This window comes from Phenylobacterium sp. GW823-FHT02A09 (genome assembly GCF_058797775.1).
Genome location: NZ_JBXAJZ010000002.1, coordinates 253,231 through 275,931 on the forward strand (window position 1 = coordinate 253,231; position 22,701 = coordinate 275,931).

Genomic DNA, 22,701 nt, shown 5'->3' on the forward strand with positions numbered 1-22,701 from the left:
CGCAGGTAGGTCAGCGTCCCTTCGCCGTCAAGGCGGCGAGGCGTCCGGTCTCGGGGCCCTCTGGATCGGCGGCGAGCTTGGCCAGGGGGCGGATTCCGGTCTCCACGGGGGCCAATTCGGGCAGCTCCTTGCCCTCGTGGTCGACCTTCAGATCCTCGAAGCGGCGGGCCTGGGTCAGCACCTGGGTCTCCAGCGAACCGACGAACTGGTTGTAGCGGCTGACCGCCGCCTCCAGCGCCTTGCCGACCGAACCGGCGTGCGCGCCCATCACCGAGATGCGCTTGTAGAGCTCGCGGCCCAGCTTGGAGATCTCCTGGGCGTTGGCGGCCTGCTCTTCGACCCGCCAGCCGTAGACCACCGCCTTGCACAGCGCGAACAGGGTGGTCGGCGTCACCACCAGCACCCGGCGGTCCATGGCCTCGGTCATCAGGTCGGGCGCGCGCTCCAGCGCCGCGGCCAGGAAGCTGTCGCCCGGAATGAACATGGCCACGAAGTCGGGCGAGCCCTGGTTGAACTGGTCCCAGTAGGCCTTGGCCGAAAGCCCCTGCATGTGCGCGCGGACGCTCTGGGCGTGGCGAAGATAGGCGGCCTCGCGGCTGGCCTCGTCAGGCGCGTCCTGGGCCTCGAGGAAGGCGTTGAGCGAACACTTGGCGTCGATGACGAACACCGCCCCGCCCGGCAGGCGCACGGTGACGTCGGGACGGCGGCGACCTTCCTCGCTGTCGGTCGAGGTCTGTTCGTCGAAGTCGTAGCGATTGTGCAGACCGGCCGCCTCCAGCACGTTGCGCAGGGTCTGCTCGCCCCAGCGGCCCTGCACGCCGGCCCCGCGGCGCAGCGCCGCAGAGAGCTTTCGCGCCTCGGCCTGGGTGGCGGTGGAGGCCTGCAGCAGCTGGCTGATCTGCTCCTTCAGGCCGCCGGTCTCCTCGGCGCGGGTCTTTTCGACGGCGACGACCTGTTCCTGGAACTTCGCCAGGGTCTCGGCGACCGGCTTCAGCTGCGCTTCGAGCCGGGCCTGGGCGAGCTGCTCTCTATTATGGAAGGTCTCATCGGCGCGCTTCATCACCTGCTCGGCGATGGCGGCGGCGGCCTGGGCCTGCAGGAAGGCGCTGTTCTTGGCCTCCTGCTCTTCCAACAGCCGCAGGCGAGCGGCGGCGTCCTGCAGTTCGAAGGCGCGGGCTTCGGCGCGATTGGCGCGGCCGCGCTCCATGAGCGCCCAGGCGAGCGCGGGGATGGCCGCCAACAGGGCGGCGAGGACGGCGAGCAGCAGGGAGTCCAGGTTCATGCTCCGTTCCTATACGGAGTCGGATCCTGGCGATAGTTTCGCAGCCCCAGGGCTCAGGCCAAAAAAAAAGCCGGACCCGAAGGCCCGGCAGTTCATTAGGGAGGAAACGCCCAGGAAGGGCAGAAGCGGCAGCGCCGCCTCACAGTTCGAACATATACGGTGCGACGCACAAAACAACAAGCGATTTTGTGCCGGACCCATCACATTTTCTGAAAGCGCCGAAAAAAATTGTTACAAATCAGTGAGATTTGAAGGCGCCTCAGACAGCCTAGGTTTGCTGCACCGCACAAAGACACGATATCAATGTTCGGCGCCGCGGCGAGAAGGCGCTGGCGCAAAAGCCATTCCTCACCTAAAAGCGCGCGCTTCCCCAAATAGGCGCCCATAAAGCCAAATCAATGTCGCTCCGCAACATCGCCATCATCGCCCACGTCGACCACGGCAAGACGACCCTCGTCGACCAGCTCCTTGCCCAGTCAGGCGTTTTCCGAGCCAATGAGGCGACGGTTGAGCGCGCCATGGACTCCAACGACCAGGAGCGCGAACGCGGGATCACCATCCTCGCCAAGTGCACCAGCGTCCTCTGGAACGGAAAAGCGGGTGAAACCCGCATCAACATCATCGACACCCCCGGCCACGCCGACTTCGGCGGCGAAGTCGAACGGATCCTCGGCATGGTGGACGGCTGCGTCCTCCTGGTGGACGCCGAAGAGGGCGTCATGCCCCAGACGAAGTTCGTGCTGGGCAAGGCGCTGAAGATGGGCCTGCGCCCGATCCTCTGCCTCAACAAGGTCGACCGCGCCCACGCCGATCCGGACCGTGTGCTCAACGACGCCTTCGACCTGTTCGCGGCCATGGGCGCGACGGACGAGCAGCTCGACTTCCCGCACATCTATGCGTCGGGCAAGAACGGCTGGGCGACGATGGACCTGGCTCAGCCGAACGACAATCTCGGCCCGCTGTTCGACCTGATCGTCGACCACGTGCCGCCGCCGAAGGCCGAGGCGCGCAAGGAAGAGCCCTTCCAGATGCTGTCGGTGCTGATCGAAAGCGACCCGTTCCTGGGACGCCTGCTGACCGGCCGGATCGAAGCCGGCAAGGCCGTCCCCGGCCTGGCGATCAAGGCGCTGTCGCGTGACGGCAAGGAAATCGAGCGCGGCCGCATCACCAAGGTGCTGGCCTTCCGCGGCCTGAAGCGTCAGCCGATCGACGGCGGCGCGGAAGCGGGCGACATCGTCGCCATCGCCGGCCTGTCGAAGGCCACCGTGGCCGACACGCTCTGCGCGCTGGAAGTCACCGACGCCCTGCCCGCCCAGCCGATCGACCCGCCGACCATCTCGATGACCGTCTCGGTCAACGACAGTCCGCTGGCCGGCCGCGAAGGCGACAAGGTGCAGAGCCGCGTGATCGCCGCGCGCCTGCTGAAGGAAGCCGAATCCAACGTCGCCATCCGCGTCACCGAGACGTCCGAGAAGGACGCCTTCGAGGTGGCCGGCCGCGGCGAACTGCAACTGGGCGTGCTGATCGAAGGCATGCGCCGCGAAGGCTTCGAAGTCTCGATCAGCCGCCCGCGGGTGGTGTTCCAGACCGACGAGAACGGCCAGCGCATGGAGCCGATCGAAGACGTCATGATCGACGTCGACGACGAGTTCACCGGCATCGTCATCGAAAAGCTGTCGGCCCGTAAGGCCGAGCTGAAGGACATGGGCCCGTCGGGCGCGGGCAAGACCCGCATCAGCCTGATGTCCCCCTCGCGCTCGCTGATCGGCTATCAGGGCGAGTTCCTGACCGACACCCGCGGCTCGGGCGTGCTGAACCGCGTGTTCAGCCACTACGAGCCCTACAAGGGCGCCATCGACGCCGGCCGCAAGGGCGTGCTGGTCTCCAACTCCGACGGGGAAACCGCGGCCTATGCGCTGTGGAACCTGGAAGAGCGCGGCGTCATGTTCGTCGGGGCCGGCGAGAAGACCTACCAGGGCATGATCATCGGCGAGAACAGCCGCGCCGACGACCTGGACGTCAACCCGATGAAGGCCAAGCAGCTGACCAACGTCCGCGCGTCCGGCAAGGATGAGGCCGTGCGCCTGACCCCGCCGCGCCGCATGACCCTCGAACAGGCCATCGCCTACATCGAGGAAGACGAGCTGGTCGAAGTCACGCCGAAGTCGATCCGCCTGCGCAAGCAGGTGCTGAACCCCTCCTTCCGCAAGCGGCGCGTCAAGGAGGAGTAGTGACGCAAGCGGGGGCGACACCCAGTGCAAGCAGGCAGGCGGCGCGCGAACGCGCTTTCCGCCTGCTGGCCGGCACCGTCACCGCACTGTTTCTGGCCTTCGCCGCCTTGGGCGGGGCCTTCTTCTGGTACGACCGCGCGGCCGGATGGCTGACCCACGCCCATGAGGTGCGGATCGAGATCGAAGGCCTGCGCCTGTCGCTGACAGAGGCCGAGTCGGCCCAACGCGCCTTCATCCTCACCGGCGACTCGCAATTCACCCGGCAGATCGAAGGTTCGCGCACCGCCGCCGCGATCCACATCAGCGCGCTGGAACGGCTGACGCGCGACAATCCCGAACAGCAGGAACGCCTGACGCGCCTGCAGGCGCTGATGAAGACCCGGATGGACGTGATCGACCAGACGGTCGCCGCCCGACGGACCGGATCGCCCGGCGCCGCCATCCAGATCATCCAGCGCGGCCAAGGCGTGGCGGCCATGCAGGGCGTTCGCGCCATCGCCGGCGAGCTGGAACTGGAAGAGCGGCGGCTGCAGCGCCAGCGCGAGCATCAGGTCGCCGTCGTGCGGACGGTGATCGTCGCCTCGCTGATCATCTTCGCGGCGCTGCTGGCGCTGCTGTTCTTCAAGGCGCTGCGGGACATCAGCCTGGACCGCGAGGCCGAGGCCGACGTGGCGCAGCGGCTGCGCCGCCTGCTCGACGACCGCACCCTGCTGCTCGACGAGGTCAACCACCGGGTCAAGAACTCGCTGCAGCAGATCGCCAGCGTCGTGCGCCTGCAATCGCGCGCCGTCGAACACGACGATGCACGCGAGGCCCTCAACCGGACCCTCGACCGGATCATCGCCGTCGGCCGGGTGCACGAGCAGATGTACAAGGCCGACGACGCCATCGGCGCCTTCGACGCCGGCCGCTACACCGAAGCCCTCGCCCAGGACCTGGTCAGCTCGCTGGGCCGCGACGACGTCGCCTTGGAAACCGCCATCGAGCATGCCGTGCTCGACGTGAAGCAGGCGGTGCCGCTGGCCCTGATCCTCAATGAGTTGATCACCAACGCCTTGAAATACGGCTGCCCGCCCGATAGGCCCTCCACAATAAGGGTCGCTTTCGGAACAGATGGCGAGCTCTACCGTTTGAGCGTGGCCGATGACGGTGAAGGTCTGCCCCAAGACTTTTCACCAACGAAACGCAAGAGCCTCGGGATGCGGGCGATCGAAGCCTTGGCGAGACAACTCGGCGGGCGCTTCGAGATAGAACAACCGAAGACCGGCGCGTCCTTCGCCGTCGTCTTCCCGAGGAGTTGAGCCGCGCTGTGCGTATCATGGTTGTTGAGGACGACGCGCTGATCGCGCTCGACATCGTCGGCCTGTTGGAAGACATGGGCCACGAAGTCGTGGCCGAGGCCGCCGACGCGACCGAAGCCTGGGCGCTGGCCGAAGGCGGCCGCCCCGACATCGCGCTGGTCGATATCCGCCTGGCCCGCGGCGCGGACGGCGGCGTTCTGGCCCGCAAGCTCTACGACAAGCTGGGCGTCCGCTCGCTGTTCGTTTCGGGCTCGATCACCGAGGAATTCCGCCACTCGATGGCGGCTATCAAGCCGATCGGCTTCCTGGGCAAGCCGCTCAGCCGCCGCACGCTGGGCGAGGCGCTGAGCGCCGTCTGAGCTAGCGGCCGCGGGTGTCGATGCTAACCACCGCCGACATGCCCGGACGCAGCCGCGCGGTCCCCTCCTGGCCGTCCTCGAGGGCGATGCGCACCGGAATGCGCTGAACCACCTTGGTGAAATTGCCGGTGGCGTTGTCCGGCTTGATCACGGAGAACTCCGATCCTGCGGCCGGGCCGATGCGCTCGACCTTGCCCCGCAGCGTCGTTCCCGGCAGCGCGTCGATACGGACGCGGACCGGCTCGCCGACCGCCACGTCCTTCATCTGGGTCTCCTTGAAGTTGGCGGTGATCCAGACCGCCTGCGGAACCAGCCCCATCAGCGGGGTTCCCGGCGCCACGTACTGCCCGACCTTGACCCCGACCTCGCCGACCTGGCCGGCGACCGGAGCCGTGATGCGGGTGTTGGCCAGATCGATCTGCGCCAGCTCGAGCGCCGCCTGCGACTGGGCGACGGCGGCCTCCAGCCCCGCGCGGTTGACCCCGACCGAGGCCAGATCCTCCTGCGCCACGCGGCCCTGAGCCTGGGCCTGGCCGACGGCGGCCTGAGCCTGCTGCACGGCCAGGCGCAGACGGTCGAGCTCGGTCGGGGCCAGCCAGCCCTTCTGGACCAGCGGCTCGGCGCGGCGGAAGTCGGCCTGGGCCTTGGCCAGGGCGGCGCGCGCGCTGGCCTCCTCGGCCCCGACCAGGCTGATGTTGGCCTGGCCCCGGCGGTGCTGCTGATCCGAGTTGGCGAGATTGGCCTTCTGCACGGCCAGCGCCGCGCGCGCCTGTTCGACCTTCTGGCGATAGTTGCGGTCGTCGATGACGACCAAGGTGTCGCCGGCCTTCACCGGCATGAAGTCCTTCACCAGGACCTCGGCGACATAGCCGTCGAGCTTCGGGCTGATGATGGTCACGTAGCCGCGGACATAGGCGTTGTCGGTGCTCTGCACGCCGGTGTCGAAGGGCGGCAGCCGCCAGGCGAACAGCACCAGCAGCACGCCGCCGATCGCCGCCAGCACGATCGGAATGGCGGCGCGCGACCAGGGGCGCTTGGAAACAGGGGGGGCGGGGGGCGGGGCGGGCGTGGTGTCGCTCACGTCAGGCGGCCTCGGCAGGGGTCAGGAGGGCGGCCCGCCGCGCCCGCGCATCCTCGCGCAGCCGCAGGGCCAGGAGATAGACGAAAACCAGCAGCGCCAGCACGGCGATGACCCGGAAGACGTCGGCATAGGCCAACACCGTGGCTTCCCGCGTCGCCAGCTGCGCCAGCAGGGCCAGCCCCTCGCCCTGGCGTAGCGTCGGATCGGCGATGCTCCCGCCATAGGCGCCGGCGTACTGGCGCACGCGCGCCGCGACCTGGGGGTCGGTAAGCAGCAGCCGCTCGACGATCTGGGCCGAATGAGCCTTTTCGCGCACCGTCATCAGCGTACCCAGGAAGGCTGAGCCGGCGAGCGCGCCCAGGCTCTGGCCCGCGCCGAAGATCACCGCGAAGCTGATGATGAACTCCTGGCCCTGGCGCATGGCGCGGCCAAAGCCGGCCAGCATGGCGGCGGGCAGGAACAGCGCGCTGGCGAAGGCGATCAGCCCTTGGCTCACGTACATCTGCGCGGGCCGGGTGAGGCTGGTGACGTGGCTGTCCCAATAGGCGGCGGCCGCGATCAGCAGCAGCGCGATCAGAGCCGGTGTCGAAACCCGCGCCGGATTGATCGTCACCGCGACGATCACCATCCCCGCCAGCGTCGCCCAGAACATCACCCAGGAGAGGCCGCGCATCTGGTCGTTGTTCATGCCCATCGCCTGCAGGAAACCGAAGGCCCCCACCCCCTGCTCCGAGAGCACGATGCGGAACAGCAGGATGATCACCACCAGCCGCAGCATGTCGGCGCTGGAAAGCCAGCGGATGTGCAACAGCGGCTTTTCCCTGTGCAGTTCGACCAACACCGAGGCCGCGAGCAGCACGATGGCCGCGATCAGCGCCCAGCCGAGCCACGGGGCGTCGAACCACCAGACATAGCGGCCCTGGGCCAGGACCGCGCAGAGCAGCGCCACCCCGGGCGCGAAGAGCGCGAAGGTCAGGAAATCGCGCGCCTGGAACATCTTCACCCGCGGCATCGGGGGCACGCGCACCAGGTTGACGGCCACCAGGCACAGCAGGCTCAGCGCGATCTCCAGCAGGTACAGGCCGTGCCATTGGCCGATCTGCAGCAGATCCGAGGACGCCAGCCGCGACAGCGGCGCGGCCAGCTGGCTCCAGCCGACGCCGAGCGCTATGCCCATCGGTCGCCGATGCTCGGGGACTGCCGCGATCATGTAGAGCAGCGCCATGGTCGACAGGGCCGTGGCCGCGACGCCCGAGGCCGCGCGCACCGCGATCGCCGAGCGCAGGTCATCGGTGAACAGGTGGGCGATGGCGACGACGATGAACAGGCCAAGCCCGATGTCGCCGAACAGGCGCAGGCCGTACTGGAAGCGGAACTTGATCGCCAGGAGGCCGATGGTGGCGTTGGTCGCGGTGTAGGCGGTCGACAGCCAGGCCGCCTCGCTGGGATAGGCGCCGAGCGAGCCCTGGATCCAAGGCAGATTGTTATTGACGAGGTTGAAGCCAAGCCCCTGGGTCAGGCCGAGCAGAAGCGACACGCCGCCGTAGGCGACCGCCCGCCTCCAGCCCGTCGGCGGTTGGGATCCGCCCATGCCTCCTGCCCCTCCTTCGCCCTGGAACGGCGGCCGCAAGCTAGAGCGGACGATCCGACCCAAGATCACAACGCGCATGGTCGCCGGAAGTGGCATCGGCGAGACGAGATCGAGGCGGACGCGTCGCGCGCCGGGCTGTGCTAGGCAAGCAGCATGGCCAATCCGATCTTCGCTAACCTTCCGACCACCATCTTCGAGGAGATGTCGGGCCTGGCCCGGGAGCTCGGAGCGATCAACCTCGGCCAGGGCTTCCCGGACGATCCCGGTCCGCAGGCGATCCGCGAGCGCGCCGCCGACGCGGTGCTGAACGGCTACAACCAGTATCCGCCGATGGCTGGGCTGCCCGACTTGCGCGCCGCCGTGGCCGCCCACTACGCCCGCACCCAAGGCGTGGATCTCGACTGGGCCGGCGAGGTCACCATCACCTCGGGCGCGACCGAAGCGCTGGCGGCCGCCTTCCTCGGGCTCATCCAGCCCGGCGACGAGGTGGTGGTCTTCCAGCCGCTCTACGACGCCTACCTGCCGCTGATCCGGCGGGCCGGGGGCGTGCCGCGGCTGGTCAAGCTGAGCCCGCCGCACTGGCGCTTCGATCGCGCGATGCTGGAGGCGGCGTTTGGCCCGCGCACGCGGTTCGTGGTCCTGAACAACCCGATCAACCCGGCCGGCGCCGTGCTGCCGCGCGAGGACCTGGCGCTGCTGGCCGAGTTCTGCGTCGCGCACGACGCCGTCGCGATCTGCGACGAGGTCTGGGAGCAGGTGGTGTTCGACGGCGCGCAGCACCTGCCGCTGATCGCCTTCCCCGGCATGCGCGAGCGGACCGTGAAGATCGGTTCGGCCGGCAAGATGTTCGGCCTCACCGGTTGGAAGGTCGGCTTCCTGTGCGCCGCGCCTGAGCTGACCCGCGCGCTGTCGCGCACGCACCAGTTCCTGACCTTCACCACCGCGCCCAATCTGCAGGCGGCGGTGGCCTGGGGCCTGGAGAACAGCGGCGACTGGTTTGAGGCCATGCCCCGCGACCTGCAGCGCTCACGCGACCGGCTGGCCGCCGGCCTCGCCGCCGAAGGCTTCGTCACCCTGCCCGCGCAGGGCACCTACTTCCTCAACATCGACCTGGCCGCCTCAGGGATCGAGGAGCCTGACCGAGCCTTCGCCCTGCGTGCGGTCAAGGACGCGGGCGTCGCCAGCATTCCGGTCTCGGCCCTCTACGAAGAGGATCACGTGACCACCATCCTGCGGCTCTGCCTGGCCAAGAACGACCAGACCTTGGATGAGGGCGTACGCCGGCTGGCCAAGGCCCGCGAGCTCTCGCGCCGGGCCTGAGGTTCGCGCGCCGAAAGTAGCGCGCAGGTTGTCTGAGGTTCCCGTAACGCCGTTCCCGTGTCTATCCTGGGGCGAGACGGTTTCGAGAGGAACGTGAGATGCACCTGGCTTCCAAGAAGGCTGCGAAGATCGGCGTCGCTCTGGCGACGGCCGGCGCGGTGCTGGCGGGCGGCGTCGCCCAGGCCCAGTACTATTCCTACGCGGCCCCCGCGCCGGTCCACTATGCGCGCGTCGGCCCGGCCGACCCCTGCGCCCGCACGGCCGCGCAGCGCGCCCTGGGCTGGGGCATCGTCGGCCTGATCGCCGGCGGCCTGGCCGGCGGCGCGGCGGCCGGCGCCGGCGTCGTCGCCGAAGGCGCGGGCCTCGGCGCGTTCGTGGGGTCGATCATCGGCGGCGTCGCCGGTTCGCGGTCCGCCGCCTGCGGCACCGCCGCCATCGCCGCGGCGCAGGGCGCCTACGGCCCGTTCTACGGCCAGGGTTATCCGGCCCAGTGGGGCCACCCGACCTACGCCGTCGGCGGCGCGCAGCCGGTCACCTACTACGAGTACCGCCGGACCTATCGCAGCGTCGAGGCGCCGCAGCCCGGCTGGCAACAACCGCCGCCGCAGTTCGCCCCGCCGCCGCAGTACCAGCCGCCGCCGCAATTCGCGCCGCAGCCGCGGAACTAGCAAAAGGGCCGGAAGCGACATCGCTTCCGGCCCTCTTCATTCGTAGCTGAGCAAGTCGATCAGCAGGTCGAGCCGCCGTCCACGACGATGGCCTGGCCGGTCATCCACGATCCGGCCTTGGAGGCCAGGAACACCGCCGCGCCGGCGATGTCGTCCGGCTCGCCCAGGCGGCGCAGCGGGTTGTTGGCGCTGGAGCGCTTTTCGGCTTCCGGAGTGTCCCACAGCGCCTTGGCGAAGTCGGTCTTCACCAGGCCCGGCGCGATGCAGTTGACCCGCACATTGTCGGGGCCGAGCTCGACGGCCAGGTTGCGGGCCAGCTGGAAGTCCGCCGCCTTCGAGATGTTGTAGGCGCCGATGCCGGTCGAGCCGCGCAGGCCGCCGATCGACGAGATGATGATCACCGCGCCGTCCTTGCGCTCGCGCATCTGCGGCGCGGCCATCTGGATCAGCCAGTTGTTGGCGATGATGTTGTTGTCGAGGATCTTGCGGAACTGGTCGTCGTTGATCTGCGACATCGGACCGAAGAACGGGTTGGTCGCCGCGTTGCAGACCACGATGTCGATCTGGCCGAACGCCTTGACCGTCTCGTCGACCAGCCGCTGAAGATCTTCCTTCGACGAGATCGAGGCCGGAACAGCGATGGCCGCGCCCGGGTGCTTTTCGTTGATCGCCGCGGCGACCTCGTCGCAGGGCCCGGCCTTGCGCGAGGAGATCACCACCTTGGCGCCATGCTCGGCCATTCGCTCGGCGATCGCCTTGCCGATCCCGCGCGAGGATCCGGTGATGACAGCGACCTTACCGGTCAGGTCGAACAGTTCGCCCATAGCGTTCCCTCCAAACACGTGTTTGATTTTGTCGTGGCCATTTGCGGCGCCGGGCGCCGTTGGGTCAAGCCGTTCGGGGAGGAGCCCATCATGCCGGAGTTTCGCGAAATCGCCCTGCCGGAGGTCACCCTCCGCGCCGCTGTCGAGGGCCAGGGGCCGCTCGTGGTCATGGTCCACGGCTTTCCGGAGAGCTGGTACAGCTGGCGCCACCAGATGGGCCCGGTCGCGGAGGCCGGGTTCACCGCCTGCGCCATCGACGTGCGCGGCTATGGCGGCTCTACGCGCCCGCCGGCGATCGAAGACTACGACATGGAGCACATGGTCGCCGACGTCGCCGGGGTGATCGAGGCGCTGAGCCCCGACGCGCCCGCCGTGCTGGTCGGCCACGACTGGGGCGCGCCGATCGTCTGGAACACCGCCCTGGTCCGCCCCGACCGCGTGCGCGCCGTCGCCGGGTTGTCGGTGCCCTATACCGGCGTGCCCCAGCGGCCGTTCAGCGACATGATCGAGAGCGTCTTCACCAGCCGCGGCAAATTCTTCTACCAGGCCTGGTTCCAGAACGTCGGCCCGGCCGAGGCCGAGCTGGAGGCCAATGTCCGCGACGGCCTGCGCAAGTTCTACTACGCGATCAGCGGCGACGCGCCGGACGGAACCTGGCCGAACAACAAGACCCACGGCCAGAGCCTGCTGGAGGGGCTGGTCGATCCGAACCCCTTCCCGGCCTGGCTCACCGACGCCGATCTCGACTACTACGTGGCGGAGTTCGAGCGCTCGGGTTTCCGCGGGCCGATCAATCGCTATCGCAACCACCAGCGCGACTTCGAGTACCTGCGCCAGTTCGAGGGCCGCAAGATCGAGCAGCCGTCGCTGTTCGTCGGCGGCGAGCGCGACCTGGTGCTGTCGATGCTGGGCAAAGGCGACCTGATGGCGATCATGGGCGCGGAGATGCCGAACCTGCGCGGCGCCGACGTGCTGCCTGGCTGCGGGCACTGGACCCAGCAGGAGCGCCCGCAGGAGGTGAACGACCGGCTGCTGCCCTGGCTGAAGTCGCTCTAGCCTTCGCCTATCGCGAAGGCTGACCCTGGCGACCGCGCATTGTGCGGCCGCCCCGCCCGGCGCAGCTTGGCGGCATGGGTAGCGAGATCTTGTTGCTGGGCGCGGGACTGCTGGCGGGCGCGATGAACGCCCTGGCCGGCGGCGGCTCGTTCGTCACCCTGCCGGCGCTGATCGCGGCCGGCGTGCCTTCGGTGGCGGCGAACGCCTCCAGCACCGTGGCGCTCTATCCCGGCGGGCTGGCCAGCGCCTGGGTCTACCGCCAGGGCCTGACTGAAGTCTGCGGCGTACCGATCCGGCCGATGCTGCTGGTCACCCTAGCCGGCGGCCTGGCCGGCAGCCTGCTGCTGCTCTGGACCCCGTCCTCGACCTTCGACGTCATCCTGCCGTGGCTGCTGCTGACCGCGACCCTGGCGCTGGCGTTCGGGCCGCGCATCGCGCCCTGGCTGCAGCGGCATGCGCGGATGGGGCCGGGCCCGATCCTGGTCCTGCAGTTCGCGCTGGGCGTCTACGGCGGCTACTTCGGCGGCGCGGTCGGGCTGATGATGATGGCCGCCTGGAGCCTGCTGGCCGGGGTCGATCTCAAGCAGCTCAATCCGCCGCGCACCCTGATGGTCAGCGCCGCCAACACCATCGCCGTGGTCTGCTTCGTGATCGCCGGGGCGGTCCGCTGGCCGGAAACCCTGATGGTCGGGGCGGGCGCGATCGTCGGCGGATACCTGGGCGCGCACCTGGGAAAGCGGCTGGACCCGCGGGTGGTCCGCGCCGCCACCATCGCGCTCTCGGTCGTCATGACCGCGATCTTCTTCGTCCGCGCCGCTCGCGGCTAACGGCAGACCCGGTAGCGCCCCGAGTCCAGGTGCAGATGATCGCGGTGGGCGGCGTTGTAGTCCGGGCTCAGGGTCGTGCGGAACCAGCGGCAGGCGGCATCGCGTGAGCGGCGCAGGAAGGCGCCGCCCCGATCGTCGCCGTCGAACTGGCCGAGCACGCGCAGCTTGCGGCCGCTAGCGGTCGTGAAGCCGCCGACGTCCAGGGCGTTGGCGAAGGCGTGCTCGCTGCGCGGGCCGTCGGCGGCGCCGTACATGTTGCGGCAGGCGTAGGTCCCCATGTGGTCGACGCTGGCGATCGGTTCGCCGAGCAGCTCGCGCGCCGCCGGCTGCAGGCCGTAGCGGTCCCAGGCGGCGAAGGTCAGCGCCTGGCCGCAGGTCATCACCGGCGCGGCCGGCGCCAGCGGCGTCGTCCCCGATCGAAGCCGGACCGCGTCCAACTGCGAGCAGCCGGCCTCGCGCCGCGGCGGGCTCTCGTCGAACATCACGCCGCCGGCCCGCAGCGCGGCGCGGCATCGGGCCGGATCGGCCGCAGCGCGCTGCAGCTGCTGATGGGTCGCCAGACCGGGCGGAGCTGACAAAGCCAGCGGCTTCCACGGCAGGTCCTGCGGCGGCAGCGCGCCATTGGCCCAGAAGACCAGGACTGCCGCGACCAGCGCCGCGTCGGTCAGGCTGGCCCATAGCGCGCCCCAGAACACGCCGGATGATTGAAACGCGATCAGGCGCACGCAGACTGGCTTCTCTTCCCCAGCGGCGCCGACTTATGGTCGTGGTCCAGAGGAGAGGGACGCATGAAACTCATCGGCAAGATCGCGCTGGGATTGGTCGGACTGATCGTACTGCTCGCGGCCATAGTCGTGATCAGGACGCTGACCTTCAAGCCCGACACCGGCGCGGACCTCTCCAAGGTGAAACTGGCGCCGGCGGTGAACATCGACACCGCCAAGGCGGCCGAGCATCTGTCGCAGTCGATCCAGTTCCAGACCATCAGCCACCAGGACAAGGCCGACAATCAGCTCGGCGAGTGGGACAAGCTGCACGCCTGGCTGCAGACCACCTATCCGGCCGCCCACGCAGCGATGACGCGTGAAGTCGTCGCCGGCCATACGCTGGTCTACACCTGGGCGGGCTCCGACCCCGCCCTGGCGCCGGTGGTGCTGATGGCCCACCAGGACGTCGTGCCGGTGACGCCCGGCACCGAGGACGACTGGAAGCATCCGCCGTTCGGCGGCGTGATCGCCGAGGGTTCGGTCTGGGGCCGCGGCGCGATCGACGACAAGGGCTCACTGGTCACCCTGTTCGAGGGCGTGGAGGCGCTGGCCCAGCAGGGCTACAAGCCCAAGCGCACGCTGATTCTGGTCTCGGGCCACGACGAGGAGGCCGGCGGCACCGGCGCCCAAGCGGTCGCCGAGCTGTTCAAATCGCGCGGGATCAAGGCCCAGTTCGTGCTCGACGAAGGCATGGCGATCATCTCGGACAATCCGATCACCGGCGGCCAGGTCGCCTTGGTCGGCATCGCCGAGAAGGGTTATGCGACCCTGATGGTCACGGCCGAGGCGGAGGGCGGCCACTCCTCGGCCCCGCCGGCCGATTCCGGCGGCGTGCTGACCCTGGCCCGGGCGGTGACCAAGATCGCCGAGGACCAGGCGCCGATGAAGCTGGACGGTCCCGGCGGGATGATGATGGAGAGCCTGGCCCCGCAGGGCTCGTTCATGATCCGCATGGCGATGGCCAACCGCTGGCTGTTCGAGCCGCTGATCATCAAGCAGGCCGCCGCCACCCCGGCCGGCGCGGCGCTGCTGCACACCACCATCGCCCCGACCATGCTGAAGGGCAGCCCGAAGGAGAACGTGCTGCCGCAGGACGCCACCGCCTGGATCAACTACCGCATCGCGCCGGGCGACAGCTCGGCTGGCGTGCTCGAACGCGCCAAGGCCGCGGTCGGCGCGCTGCCGGTGACCTTCGCCTGGAGCCGCAAGCCGAACGAGCCGTCGCCGGTCTCCTCGACCACCTCGGAGGCCTGGAAGATGGTCGCGGCCCTGGCCGGCGACACCGCCAAGGCGCCGGTCGCCCCCAGCCTGGTGACCGCCGGCACCGACAGCCGCTACCTGGTCGGGGTGGCCGACGACGTCTACCGCTTCCAGCCGATGGTCTTCTCGCTGGAGACCATCAAGATGATCCACGGCACCAACGAGCACATGAGCCTGGAGAACCTGGACCGCGCCGTGCAGTTCTATGCCCGGCTGATCGCCACCAGCACCGCGGGCTAGGGCACGCGCCTACGCCGCATCGACAAGCCGCCCGGATTGCGACACATCCGGGCGATCGTCCAACCGCGCGGACCGCGACCTGAATGCTGAACTGGATCTACTCGACCCTTGGCGAGGCCTGGGGTCCGCTGCGGCTGTTCAATTCGTTCTTCTTCCTCTCCGGCGCCGGCTTCGCGGTCTGCGCCCTGGGCACCTGGCTGCTGCTGCCCAAGCTGTGGCGCTTCCTGCCGACCGACCGCGGGCGGGCTTTCGCGGTCAACGCCGAGCTGAGCGTCGGCAAGCCGGTCAGCGCCGGCCTGATCTTCATCACCCTGTTCAGCCTGGCCTGCATGATCTTCGTGCCGCTGACCGCGAAGCCGCTGCTGACCGTGCCGTTCATGCTGGCGGCGCTGATCGTCGGCTATCTGGACGACCGCCGCGGCGGCTTTTCCGAGTACCAGCTGGCGATCATGGACGCCGCCATCGCCGTGGGCGCGGCCGCGGTCATCTACGGCTTCCAGCCGGTGCAGATCTGGCTGCCAGGCTGGAAGGGCGTGCTGACCCTGGCGCCGTGGATCTCGATCCCGATGGCCGCCGGCGTGATCTGGCTGTCGATCAACGCCACCAACTGCTCGGACGGGGTCGACGGCGTCTCTGGCAGCCTCAGCGGCACGGCGATCCTGCTGCTCGGCGGCCTGCTCTACACGGTGATCGGCAATGAGGCGGTGGCCGGGCACCTGCAGATCCCGCTCAACCGCGACGGCGCCAACTGGGCGATCATGGCCTTCCTGATGGTCGGCTGCATCGCCGGCTACCTCTGGTACAACGCCCCGCCCAGCCAGGTGCTGATGGGCGACGCCGGCTCGCGCCCGATCGGACTGCTGATCGGCATGCTGGTGGTCGCCACCAACAATCCACTGTTCCTGCTGCTCATCGGTTCGGTGCTGCTGCTCAACGGCGCGACCGGCCTGGTGAAGGTCGCGCTGATGCGGTTCTTCGGCCTGAAGGTGCTGTCCAAGGTGCGCTTCCCGCTGCACGACCACGTGCGCAAGGAACTCGGCTGGTCGAACAGTCAGGTGCTGGTGCGCTTCATGCTGCTGCACCTGGGCGTCTCGGCCCTGCTCCTGCTGCTGGCGCTCAAGGTCCGCTGAAGCAACGACTTCGTCAGACAAACCGCCTACAGACGCCTTGCCCGCGCAATATCCGCTCTTGCGCGGCCTTCCGGCTCTTGCGAAGCGCCGCTGCGCATCGCACGTTCCGGACTAACCGAATTGGAGACCCATATGCGTAACTGGCGCCTGGACGAAGACGACGACAGCGAAGACGGCGCCCGCAAGCCCGACATGCCGATGACGGCCGGGCCTGTGCAGAACGCGCTCTACAAGTCGCGCACCGTGCTGGTGTTCGGCGAGATCGACATGCGCCTGGCCGAGCGGGTCACCGCCCAGCTGCTGGCCCTGTCGGCCGAAAGCGACAAGCCGATCAAGGTGGTGATCAACTCCCCCGGCGGCCACGTCGAAAGCGGCGACACCATCCACGACATGATCAAGTTCTGCGGTCCGCAGGTGAAGGTCATCGGCACCGGCTGGGTGGCCTCGGCCGGGGCGCACATCTTCCTGGGCGCGACCAAGGAAAACCGCCTCTGCCTGCCGAACACGCGCTTCCTGCTGCATCAGCCGATGGGCGGCGTGCGCGGCCAGGCCAGCGACATCCAGATCGAGGCCGAGGAGATCGTGAAGATGCGCGAGCGCGTCAACCGCATGATCGCCAAGGAAACCGGGCATCCCTACGAGAAGATCGTCAAGGACACCCAGCGGAACTTCTGGATGAGCGCCGAGGCCGCCGTCGAGTACGGCCTGGTCTCGAAGATCATCCACAACGCCACCGAGGCGTAAGATGTCGGCCGCGCCCTGGTGGAAGGGCGCGGTCGTCTACCACGTCTATGTGCGGAGCTTCTTCGACTCCGACGGCGACGGCCACGGCGACCTGGCCGGGGTCCTCGCCAAGCTGGACTACATCGAGAGCCTGGGCGTCGACGCCATCTGGCTCTCGCCCGTCCACCCCTCGCCTAACCGCGACTGGGGCTACGACATCTCCGACTACGAAGGCGTCCAGCCCGACTACGGGACCCTGGACGACCTGCAGGCGCTGATCGACGCGGCCCACCGGCGGGGCCTGAAGGTGCTGCTGGACGAGGTGCTGTCGCACACCTCAGACGAACATCCGTGGTTCGCCGAGAGCCGCGACGGCGGCGCGGAGGGGCCCAAGGCCGACTGGTACGTCTGGGCCGATCCGGCCCGCGACGGGACCGCGCCCAACAACTGGCTGTCGGTGTTCGGCGGCCCGGCCTGGGCCTACCAGCCGGCGCGTCGCCAGCACTATCACCACAAGTTCCTACGCCAGCAGCCGAAGCTGAACTGGCGCCATCCCGAGGCCAAGGCCGCCGCCCTGCGGGTGCTGGAGTACTGGCTGGACAAGGGGATCGACGGCTTCCGGCTCGACGTCGCCGGGACCTTCCTGCACGACGACACCCTGACCGACAATCCAGCGGTGCCGGCCGACCAGCGGCTGCGTCGTCACTGGGCGCACGCCAGCGAGATGCAGCGCCACCTGCACGACTCCAACCTGCCCGAGAACGTGCCCCTGCTCGACGAGATCCGTCGGCGGGTGGACGCCTTCGACGACCGCTTCGTGTTCGGGGAGTTCTCGGAGGAAGAGGAGCGCTGCGGGGCCTACTGCACGCCGGAAGAGGGCCTGCACTCGGCCTACACCTTCGTGCTGCTGCATGCGCGCAAGCTGTCTCCGGACATCTTCCGCGACCACTACGACACCCTCGACCGGTTTCCCGGCCACTGGCCGTGCATCTCGTTCTGCAACCATGACATCCCGCGCACGGCCACGCGGTTCGGCGGCGGCGAGGCGGTCGCCCGGCTGATGCTGGCCCTGCTGCTGACGTTGAAGGGCACGGTGCTGCTCTACCAGGGCGAGGAGCTGGGTCTGCCGGAGGCCCAGAGCCTGACCCGCGAGGAGATCCGCGATCCGGTCGGCGACCTCTATTGGCCGATCGCCAAGGGCCGCGACGGCTCACGCACGCCGATGCCGTGGACCGAGGGCCAGAACATGGGCTTCTCAGGCGGCAAGCCCTGGCTGCCGCTGGCGGTCGAGCACGCCGGGCTGTCGGCGGCGAGCCAGGAGGCGGCGGCCGACTCGACCCTGGCCTTCACCCGCGCGCTGCTGGCCTTGCGCCGCGACATCCCGGCCCTGGTTGTCGGCGACCTGGAGATGGTCAGCGCCCCCGAGCCGCTGCTGGTCTTCATCCGCCGGGCGGGCGAGGAACAGATCGCCTGCGTGTTCAACATGGGCCCGGCCCCGGCGGTGTTCGGCGACGAGCGCCTGGCAGGAGCGGAAATTCTGGCGCCTAGCGCGGGCGAGGCCAGCCTCGACGGCGCGGCTCTCCACATGGGCGCCCACTCGGCCAGGTTCCTGCGGCTCGCATGACGCGCTAGAAGGTGGCCATGCCCGACGGCGACGCCAAAACCACACCCACCGCCGACACCAAGTTCGGTCGCGGCTTCCTGCACGACATCTGGTACTTCGCCGCCCTGTCCGGCGACCTGAAGGCCGGCAAGCTGCAACGCTACGAGATCCTCGGCGAGCCGATCCTGCTGGGTCGGGACCGCGCCGGAAAGGTGTATGCGCTCAAGGACATCTGCCCGCACCGGGCCGCGCCGCTGTCGGCCGGCAAGCTGACCCGCGAGGCGGATGGCGCCGAAAGCGTCGAGTGCCCCTATCACGGCTGGCGGTTCAAGACCGACGGCGCCTGCGCGGCGATCCCCTCGCTGGTCGACGACCAGGCGATGGACGTCAGCCGCATCCGGGTGCGCAACTATCCGGCCGCCGAGAGCCAAGGCCTGGTGTTCGTCTGGATCAGCTCGGACCCGCGCTTCACCGGCGAGCCCTCCGAGCCGCCGCCGGTGTTCCCCGGCGTGGTCGGCGGCGGCCCCAAGCTGGTCGACCGCATGGACTTCGACGCCCATATCGACCACGCGGTCGTCGGGCTGATGGATCCGGCCCACGGCCCCTACGTGCACCAGCAGTGGTGGTGGCGCTCGGCCAAGAGCCAGCACGAGAAGTCCAAGAAGTTCGAACCGCGCGAGCAGGGCTTCGCGATGGTCCGCCACGAGCCCAGCAAGAACAGCCGCGCCTATGCGGTCCTGGGCGGCGAGCCGCTGACCGAGATCACCTTCCGCATCCCCGGCCTGCGCTGGGAGCACGTGACCGTCGGCCAGCGCCAGGTGTTGTCGCTGACCTGCCTGACGCCGATCAACGAGACCAAGACCCGGATCACCCAGATCGTCTGGTCCGACCACCCGGCGTTCCTGGTGCTGAAGCCGTTCATCGCCGCCGGCGCGCGGGCCTTCCTGCGCCAGGACGGCGACATGGTGAACCTGCAGAATGAGGGGTTGCGCTACGATCCCTCGCTGCTGTGGATCGACGACGCCGACCGCCAAGCCAAGTGGTACCAGCAGCTGAAGCGCGAATGGACCGCCAGCCGCAAGGCCGGCCGCCCGTTCGAGAACCCGGTGGAGGCCGCGACGCTGCGCTGGCGCAGCTGACCGGGACTTGCCATCGGCGCGCACGGCAGGTCTGTTGAGCCGTTATTTTGACGGCCTATTCAGATCGAGCTCATTGCCACCATGGATTTCACGACCAGCGACGGCTTTACGATCAGCTACGACGATGTCGCGCCCGAGAACTACGAGCGGGCGATCCTGCTGGTCCACGGCTTCACGTCGAACCGCAACGAAGGCTGGAAGCGGACCGGCTGGTACGCGGCCCTGGAACGCCGCCGCTTCCGGGTGATCGCGCTGGACCAGCGCGGCCACGGCCAGAGCGGCAAGGCCTACGAGCCGACCGCCTATCTGCGCGAAAACCTGGCGCGCGACGTGGTCGAGCTGATGGACCATCTCGGCGTCAACCGGGTCGACCTGTTCGGCTATTCGATGGGCGCACGGGTCGCCGCGGCCGCCGCCGTGGCCGCGCCGCATCGGTTCTCGAACCTGATCCTCGGCGGGGTCGGCGACAAGATGCTGAGCGAGCGGCCCTCGGCGCGCGGCGACGTGATGGCGGAGGCCATGCTGGCCGACGATCCCGAGAGCATCACCGAGCCGTTCCTCAAGAGCTTCCGCCAATTCGCCGACGAGCAAGGCGAGGACCGCCGCGCCCTGGCGGCCTTTGTCCAGGCCGAGAACCCGCCGCTGGACACCGAGGGCTTCGCCACTCTGCCGATGCCGGTGCTGGTGGTGGCCGGCCAGCGCGAGACCAACGGCGACCCCGAACTGCTGGCCCAGGCGTTCGGCGACGGCCGGGGCGTCGTGATCCCCGGCTGCGACCACTTCTCGGCCATCCCGCACGCCCTGACCAAGGCCGCCGTCTTCGACTTCATCGACGGCGTGCTGGACGATCCCTGGGCGCGCTAGTCCTTGGGGCCGAGATTGTAGGGGCCGCCCTTGGCCAGCGCCTTGCGATAGGCCGGGCGGTCCTGGAAGCGCCGCACCCAGGCGGCGATGTTCGGATAGGTCGCGAACTGGCCGAAGGCGCCGGCCACCTCGCCGACGAAGCTCATCTGCACGTCGGCGGCGGTCAGGTCCTTGCCCATCAGGTAGTCGCGGCCCTCGAGCGCGCGGTCGACATAGCTGAGGTGGTTGGCGATCTCGCCCTGGATGCGCGGCTGCAGCGGCGCGCCGGCCTCGCCCAGGCGGGCGACGTACATGTTGAGCATCAGCGGCAGCATCGCCGATCCCTCGGCGTAGTGCAGCCATTGCTGGTGGGCCTCGTGGTCGGGCGTGCCGACCGGCGGCGCCAGCCGCCCCGCCGCGTGGTGACGCAGCACATAGTCGATGATGGCGCCGGACTCGGCGATCGTGGCGCCGTCCTCGGTCACCACCGGCGACTTGCCCAGCGGATGGACGGCGGTCAGTTCGGGCGGCGCCAGCCGGGTGGTCGCGTCGCGCTGATAGGCCTTGATCTCGTAGGGGAGCTCCAGCTCCTCCAGCAGCCAAAGGATGCGCTGCGAGCGAGAGTCGTTGAGGTGATGGACGACGATCATGGCGCTTCCTCCGGTTTTCACTTGGCGTAGCGTCACCGATGACGCGCGGCAAGCTTGCCCTATAGTCAGGCCGCCATGATGCTTGCGAACCTTACCGGCCTGCTGGCCGACGCCGCCGACGCCGCTGAAACCTATGTCGCTGAGGTCCGCCAGGCGGTGGCGGCCCGAGTAGCACCCTCCGGGCGGCTGGACCGCGACGCCCTGGATCGCGAACAGCATGTCGCCCACGGCCTGGCCTGGGCCGCCGCCTATGCCGAGACCCTGCGCCAAACGGCCGTCTGGGCCGCCGAGCTCGCGGCCGAGAACCGCCTTGGCGAGGCCGAGGCCCTGCCCGCGCAACTGCTGGCCTACGAGTATCTGAGCCAGTTGGCCGGCGGCCTGCCGATGAACCAGGGCGAGACCTTCCGACCCGCCGACCTCGGCCTCGACGCCGCGCGGCTGGGGCCGTCGATCGCCGCCCTGGCGCCGGGCGCCTCGCAGGCGGTGAAAAACCGCATCGTCGAGCTGCTGGAGGCCGCCCACGGTCGCCCGTCGCTGGAGGCCAGCGGCCTGGACGAGACGCTCGAGCACGTCCGTGACCAGTTCCACGCCTTCGCCGAGGAGAAGATCGTCCCCTACGCCCATGGTTGGCACCTGCGCGACGAGCTGATCCCGCTGCCGCTGATCGACGAGTTGGCGGCGCTGGGCGTGTTCGGCCTGACCGCGCCGGAAGAATACGGCGGCTCGGGCCTGGGCAAGGTCGCGATGTGCGTGGTGTCCGAGGCCCTGTCGCGCGGCTGGATCGGCACCGGCTCGCTGGGCACCCGCTCGGAAATCGCCGCCGAGCTGATCCTGGCGCACGGCACCGACGCCCAGAAGCGGGAGCTGCTGCCGGCGATCACCAGCGGCGAGATCATTCCCACCGCAGTGTTCACCGAGCCGGAGGCCGGGTCGGACCTCGGCTCGCTGCGCACCCGCGCGGCGCGTGACGGCGAGACCTGGAGGGTCACCGGCGCCAAGACCTGGATCACCCACGCCGCCCGCGCCGACCTCATGACTTTGCTGGTGCGCACGGATCCGGCCTCGAAAGATCACCGCGGCCTGTCGATGTTCCTGGCCGCCAAGCCGCGCGGCACGGCAAGCGACCCGTTCCCCGCGCCCGGCATGAGCGGCGGCGAGATCGGGGTGATCGGCTATCGCGGCATGAAGGAATACGAGATCGCCTTCGACGGCTTTTCCGTGCCGCACGACCGGCTGCTCGGCGGGCAGGAGGGCCAGGGCTTCGTGCAGTTGATGGCGACGTTCGAGAGCGCCCGCATCCAGACCGCGGCCCGCGCCATCGGGGTGGCGCAATCGGCGCTCGACCTGGCCGTCGACTATGCCATCGCGCGCAAGCAGTTCGGACGACCGATCTCCGACTTCCCGCGAGTGGCCAACAAGCTCGCGATGATGGCGGCCGAACTGGTCGGCGCGCGGCGGCTGACTTGGTTCGCCGCCAGCGCCAAGGACGAAGGCCGCCGCTGCGACCTGGAGGCCGGCATGGCCAAGCTGGTCGCCGCCCGCATCGCCTGGGCCTGCGCCGACAACGCCGTGCAGATCCACGGCGGAACCGGCTTCGCCACCGAACAGCCGGTCAGCCGCGTGCTGGCCGACGCGCGGATCCTGAACATCTTCGAGGGCGCCGGCGAAATTCAGGCCCAGGTCATCGCCCGCCGACTGCTGGACGGCGCGAACTGATAGCGCCGATATTTTGGCGCATCTTGTGCCAATACTGGCCGCTCGCGCGACTACACGATAACTTGAAGACGCGTCGGCCTGTCCCTGACC

General features: G+C 69.1%; 20 protein-coding genes. 14 read left to right on the forward strand and 6 right to left on the reverse strand.

The features are described from left to right. Window positions 1-10: 10 nt before the first annotated feature. Entirely contained in the window at window positions 11-1,282 is a 1,272-nt protein-coding gene (locus tag AC1Q87_RS08385) for a DNA recombination protein RmuC (protein WP_492608516.1), read from the reverse strand. Window positions 1,283-1,680: 398 nt separating this feature from the next. Here AC1Q87_RS08385 and typA point away from each other — a divergent pair, with 398 nt between their 5' ends. From typA to AC1Q87_RS08400, 3 genes are read left to right on the forward strand one after another with little or no spacing between them, the layout of a single operon-like run. After that, window positions 1,681-3,513, forward strand: a complete 1,833-nt coding sequence (typA, locus tag AC1Q87_RS08390) for a translational GTPase TypA (RefSeq protein ID WP_492608517.1) — start codon at window positions 1,681-1,683, stop codon at window positions 3,511-3,513. Continuing rightward, window positions 3,513-4,814 (forward strand): sensor histidine kinase, encoded by a 1,302-nt coding sequence (locus AC1Q87_RS08395; RefSeq protein ID WP_492608518.1) that lies wholly within the window; start codon window positions 3,513-3,515, stop codon window positions 4,812-4,814. Before typA ends, AC1Q87_RS08395 begins: the two co-directional genes overlap by 1 nt. A gap of 17 nt (window positions 4,815-4,831) precedes the next feature. Next, on the forward strand, window positions 4,832-5,173 hold the full coding sequence (locus tag AC1Q87_RS08400; RefSeq protein WP_492609265.1) for a response regulator: 342 nt from the start codon (window positions 4,832-4,834) through the stop codon (window positions 5,171-5,173). Window position 5,174: 1 nt separating this feature from the next. On the opposite strand, the gene AC1Q87_RS08405 is transcribed toward AC1Q87_RS08400, so the two are convergent. Together AC1Q87_RS08405 and AC1Q87_RS08410 are read right to left on the reverse strand one after the other, a co-directional pair. Beyond that, window positions 5,175-6,254 carry an HlyD family secretion protein gene (locus AC1Q87_RS08405; RefSeq protein ID WP_492608519.1) on the reverse strand — a complete coding sequence of 360 codons (1,080 nt, stop codon included), beginning with the start codon at window positions 6,252-6,254 and terminating at the stop codon, window positions 5,175-5,177. 1 nt (window position 6,255) lies between these two features. Then, window positions 6,256-7,845: an efflux MFS transporter permease gene (locus AC1Q87_RS08410; protein WP_492608520.1), complete on the reverse strand. Its 1,590-nt coding sequence runs from the start codon at window positions 7,843-7,845 to the stop codon at window positions 6,256-6,258. A gap of 153 nt (window positions 7,846-7,998) precedes the next feature. Here AC1Q87_RS08410 and AC1Q87_RS08415 point away from each other — a divergent pair, with 153 nt between their 5' ends. Together AC1Q87_RS08415 and AC1Q87_RS08420 are read left to right on the forward strand one after the other, a co-directional pair. Further along, window positions 7,999-9,165, forward strand: a complete 1,167-nt coding sequence (locus AC1Q87_RS08415) for an aminotransferase (RefSeq protein ID WP_492608521.1) — start codon at window positions 7,999-8,001, stop codon at window positions 9,163-9,165. A gap of 98 nt (window positions 9,166-9,263) precedes the next feature. Beyond that, complete coding sequence (locus AC1Q87_RS08420; protein ID WP_492608522.1) at window positions 9,264-9,833, forward strand: hypothetical protein; 570 nt, start codon at window positions 9,264-9,266, stop codon at window positions 9,831-9,833. Window positions 9,834-9,892: 59 nt separating this feature from the next. Here the strand turns inward: AC1Q87_RS08420 and AC1Q87_RS08425 are convergent, their stop codons facing one another. Continuing rightward, the gene (locus AC1Q87_RS08425) at window positions 9,893-10,657 is read right to left on the reverse strand and encodes an SDR family oxidoreductase (protein ID WP_436063046.1); all 765 of its coding nucleotides are present in this window, start codon (window positions 10,655-10,657) and stop codon (window positions 9,893-9,895) included. A 90-nt stretch (window positions 10,658-10,747) separates the two neighbouring features. Here AC1Q87_RS08425 and AC1Q87_RS08430 point away from each other — a divergent pair, with 90 nt between their 5' ends. Together AC1Q87_RS08430 and AC1Q87_RS08435 are read left to right on the forward strand one after the other, a co-directional pair. After that, window positions 10,748-11,713 carry an alpha/beta fold hydrolase gene (locus AC1Q87_RS08430; protein ID WP_492608523.1) on the forward strand — a complete coding sequence of 322 codons (966 nt, stop codon included), beginning with the start codon at window positions 10,748-10,750 and terminating at the stop codon, window positions 11,711-11,713. 74 nt (window positions 11,714-11,787) lie between these two features. Then, complete coding sequence (locus AC1Q87_RS08435; protein WP_492608524.1) at window positions 11,788-12,540, forward strand: sulfite exporter TauE/SafE family protein; 753 nt, start codon at window positions 11,788-11,790, stop codon at window positions 12,538-12,540. Here the strand turns inward: AC1Q87_RS08435 and AC1Q87_RS08440 are convergent. Beyond that, the gene (locus AC1Q87_RS08440) at window positions 12,537-13,265 is read right to left on the reverse strand and encodes an extensin-like domain-containing protein (protein WP_492608525.1); all 729 of its coding nucleotides are present in this window, start codon (window positions 13,263-13,265) and stop codon (window positions 12,537-12,539) included. The two genes, AC1Q87_RS08435 and AC1Q87_RS08440, sit on opposite strands and share 4 nt — an antisense overlap. Before the next feature lie 63 nt (window positions 13,266-13,328). Between AC1Q87_RS08440 and AC1Q87_RS08445 the strand changes: the two genes are divergently transcribed. The 6 genes from AC1Q87_RS08445 to AC1Q87_RS08470 all read left to right on the forward strand — a co-directional run bounded on the left by AC1Q87_RS08445 (window position 13,329) and on the right by AC1Q87_RS08470 (window position 20,266). Beyond that, on the forward strand, window positions 13,329-14,807 hold the full coding sequence (locus tag AC1Q87_RS08445) for a M20 family peptidase (protein ID WP_492608526.1): 1,479 nt from the start codon (window positions 13,329-13,331) through the stop codon (window positions 14,805-14,807). An 83-nt stretch (window positions 14,808-14,890) separates the two neighbouring features. Then, window positions 14,891-15,937 (forward strand): MraY family glycosyltransferase, encoded by a 1,047-nt coding sequence (locus tag AC1Q87_RS08450; RefSeq protein ID WP_492608527.1) that lies wholly within the window; start codon window positions 14,891-14,893, stop codon window positions 15,935-15,937. Window positions 15,938-16,069: 132 nt separating this feature from the next. Continuing rightward, a complete protein-coding gene (locus tag AC1Q87_RS08455; RefSeq protein WP_492608528.1) occupies window positions 16,070-16,681 on the forward strand; it encodes an ATP-dependent Clp protease proteolytic subunit in 612 nt (203 codons plus the stop codon). A 1-nt stretch (window position 16,682) separates the two neighbouring features. Beyond that, window positions 16,683-18,284 (forward strand): alpha-amylase family glycosyl hydrolase, encoded by a 1,602-nt coding sequence (locus tag AC1Q87_RS08460; protein WP_492608529.1) that lies wholly within the window; start codon window positions 16,683-16,685, stop codon window positions 18,282-18,284. 17 nt (window positions 18,285-18,301) lie between these two features. Beyond that, window positions 18,302-19,402 (forward strand): Rieske 2Fe-2S domain-containing protein, encoded by a 1,101-nt coding sequence (locus tag AC1Q87_RS08465; RefSeq protein WP_492608530.1) that lies wholly within the window; start codon window positions 18,302-18,304, stop codon window positions 19,400-19,402. Between the two features lie 81 nt (window positions 19,403-19,483). Then, the gene (locus tag AC1Q87_RS08470) at window positions 19,484-20,266 is read left to right on the forward strand and encodes an alpha/beta fold hydrolase (protein WP_492608531.1); all 783 of its coding nucleotides are present in this window, start codon (window positions 19,484-19,486) and stop codon (window positions 20,264-20,266) included. Here AC1Q87_RS08470 and AC1Q87_RS08475 read toward each other — a convergent pair. Then, window positions 20,263-20,895, reverse strand: coding sequence for a glutathione S-transferase family protein (locus AC1Q87_RS08475; protein WP_492608532.1), 633 nt, complete (start codon window positions 20,893-20,895; stop codon window positions 20,263-20,265). The two genes, AC1Q87_RS08470 and AC1Q87_RS08475, sit on opposite strands and share 4 nt — an antisense overlap. A gap of 75 nt (window positions 20,896-20,970) precedes the next feature. Here AC1Q87_RS08475 and AC1Q87_RS08480 point away from each other — a divergent pair, with 75 nt between their 5' ends. Continuing rightward, window positions 20,971-22,611 (forward strand): acyl-CoA dehydrogenase family protein, encoded by a 1,641-nt coding sequence (locus tag AC1Q87_RS08480; RefSeq protein WP_492608533.1) that lies wholly within the window; start codon window positions 20,971-20,973, stop codon window positions 22,609-22,611. Window positions 22,612-22,701 lie beyond the last annotated feature (90 nt).

Coding starts and splice junctions, on each gene's coding strand:
- AC1Q87_RS08435 (WP_492608524.1), top strand. CDS start 11,788: ATGGGTAGCGAGATCTTGTTGCTGGGCGCGGGACTGCTGGCGGGCGCG.
- AC1Q87_RS08385 (WP_492608516.1), bottom strand. CDS start 1,282: ATGAACCTGGACTCCCTGCTGCTCGCCGTCCTCGCCGCCCTGTTGGCG.
- AC1Q87_RS08410 (WP_492608520.1), bottom strand. CDS start 7,845: ATGGGCGGATCCCAACCGCCGACGGGCTGGAGGCGGGCGGTCGCCTAC.
- AC1Q87_RS08450 (WP_492608527.1), top strand. CDS start 14,891: ATGCTGAACTGGATCTACTCGACCCTTGGCGAGGCCTGGGGTCCGCTG.
- AC1Q87_RS08425 (WP_436063046.1), bottom strand. CDS start 10,657: ATGGGCGAACTGTTCGACCTGACCGGTAAGGTCGCTGTCATCACCGGA.
- AC1Q87_RS08420 (WP_492608522.1), top strand. CDS start 9,264: ATGCACCTGGCTTCCAAGAAGGCTGCGAAGATCGGCGTCGCTCTGGCG.
- AC1Q87_RS08475 (WP_492608532.1), bottom strand. CDS start 20,895: ATGATCGTCGTCCATCACCTCAACGACTCTCGCTCGCAGCGCATCCTT.
- AC1Q87_RS08480 (WP_492608533.1), top strand. CDS start 20,971: ATGATGCTTGCGAACCTTACCGGCCTGCTGGCCGACGCCGCCGACGCC.
- AC1Q87_RS08470 (WP_492608531.1), top strand. CDS start 19,484: ATGGATTTCACGACCAGCGACGGCTTTACGATCAGCTACGACGATGTC.
- AC1Q87_RS08455 (WP_492608528.1), top strand. CDS start 16,070: ATGCGTAACTGGCGCCTGGACGAAGACGACGACAGCGAAGACGGCGCC.
- AC1Q87_RS08460 (WP_492608529.1), top strand. CDS start 16,683: ATGTCGGCCGCGCCCTGGTGGAAGGGCGCGGTCGTCTACCACGTCTAT.
- AC1Q87_RS08430 (WP_492608523.1), top strand. CDS start 10,748: ATGCCGGAGTTTCGCGAAATCGCCCTGCCGGAGGTCACCCTCCGCGCC.
- AC1Q87_RS08415 (WP_492608521.1), top strand. CDS start 7,999: ATGGCCAATCCGATCTTCGCTAACCTTCCGACCACCATCTTCGAGGAG.
- AC1Q87_RS08445 (WP_492608526.1), top strand. CDS start 13,329: ATGAAACTCATCGGCAAGATCGCGCTGGGATTGGTCGGACTGATCGTA.
- AC1Q87_RS08465 (WP_492608530.1), top strand. CDS start 18,302: ATGCCCGACGGCGACGCCAAAACCACACCCACCGCCGACACCAAGTTC.
- AC1Q87_RS08400 (WP_492609265.1), top strand. CDS start 4,832: ATGGTTGTTGAGGACGACGCGCTGATCGCGCTCGACATCGTCGGCCTG.
- typA (WP_492608517.1), top strand. CDS start 1,681: ATGTCGCTCCGCAACATCGCCATCATCGCCCACGTCGACCACGGCAAG.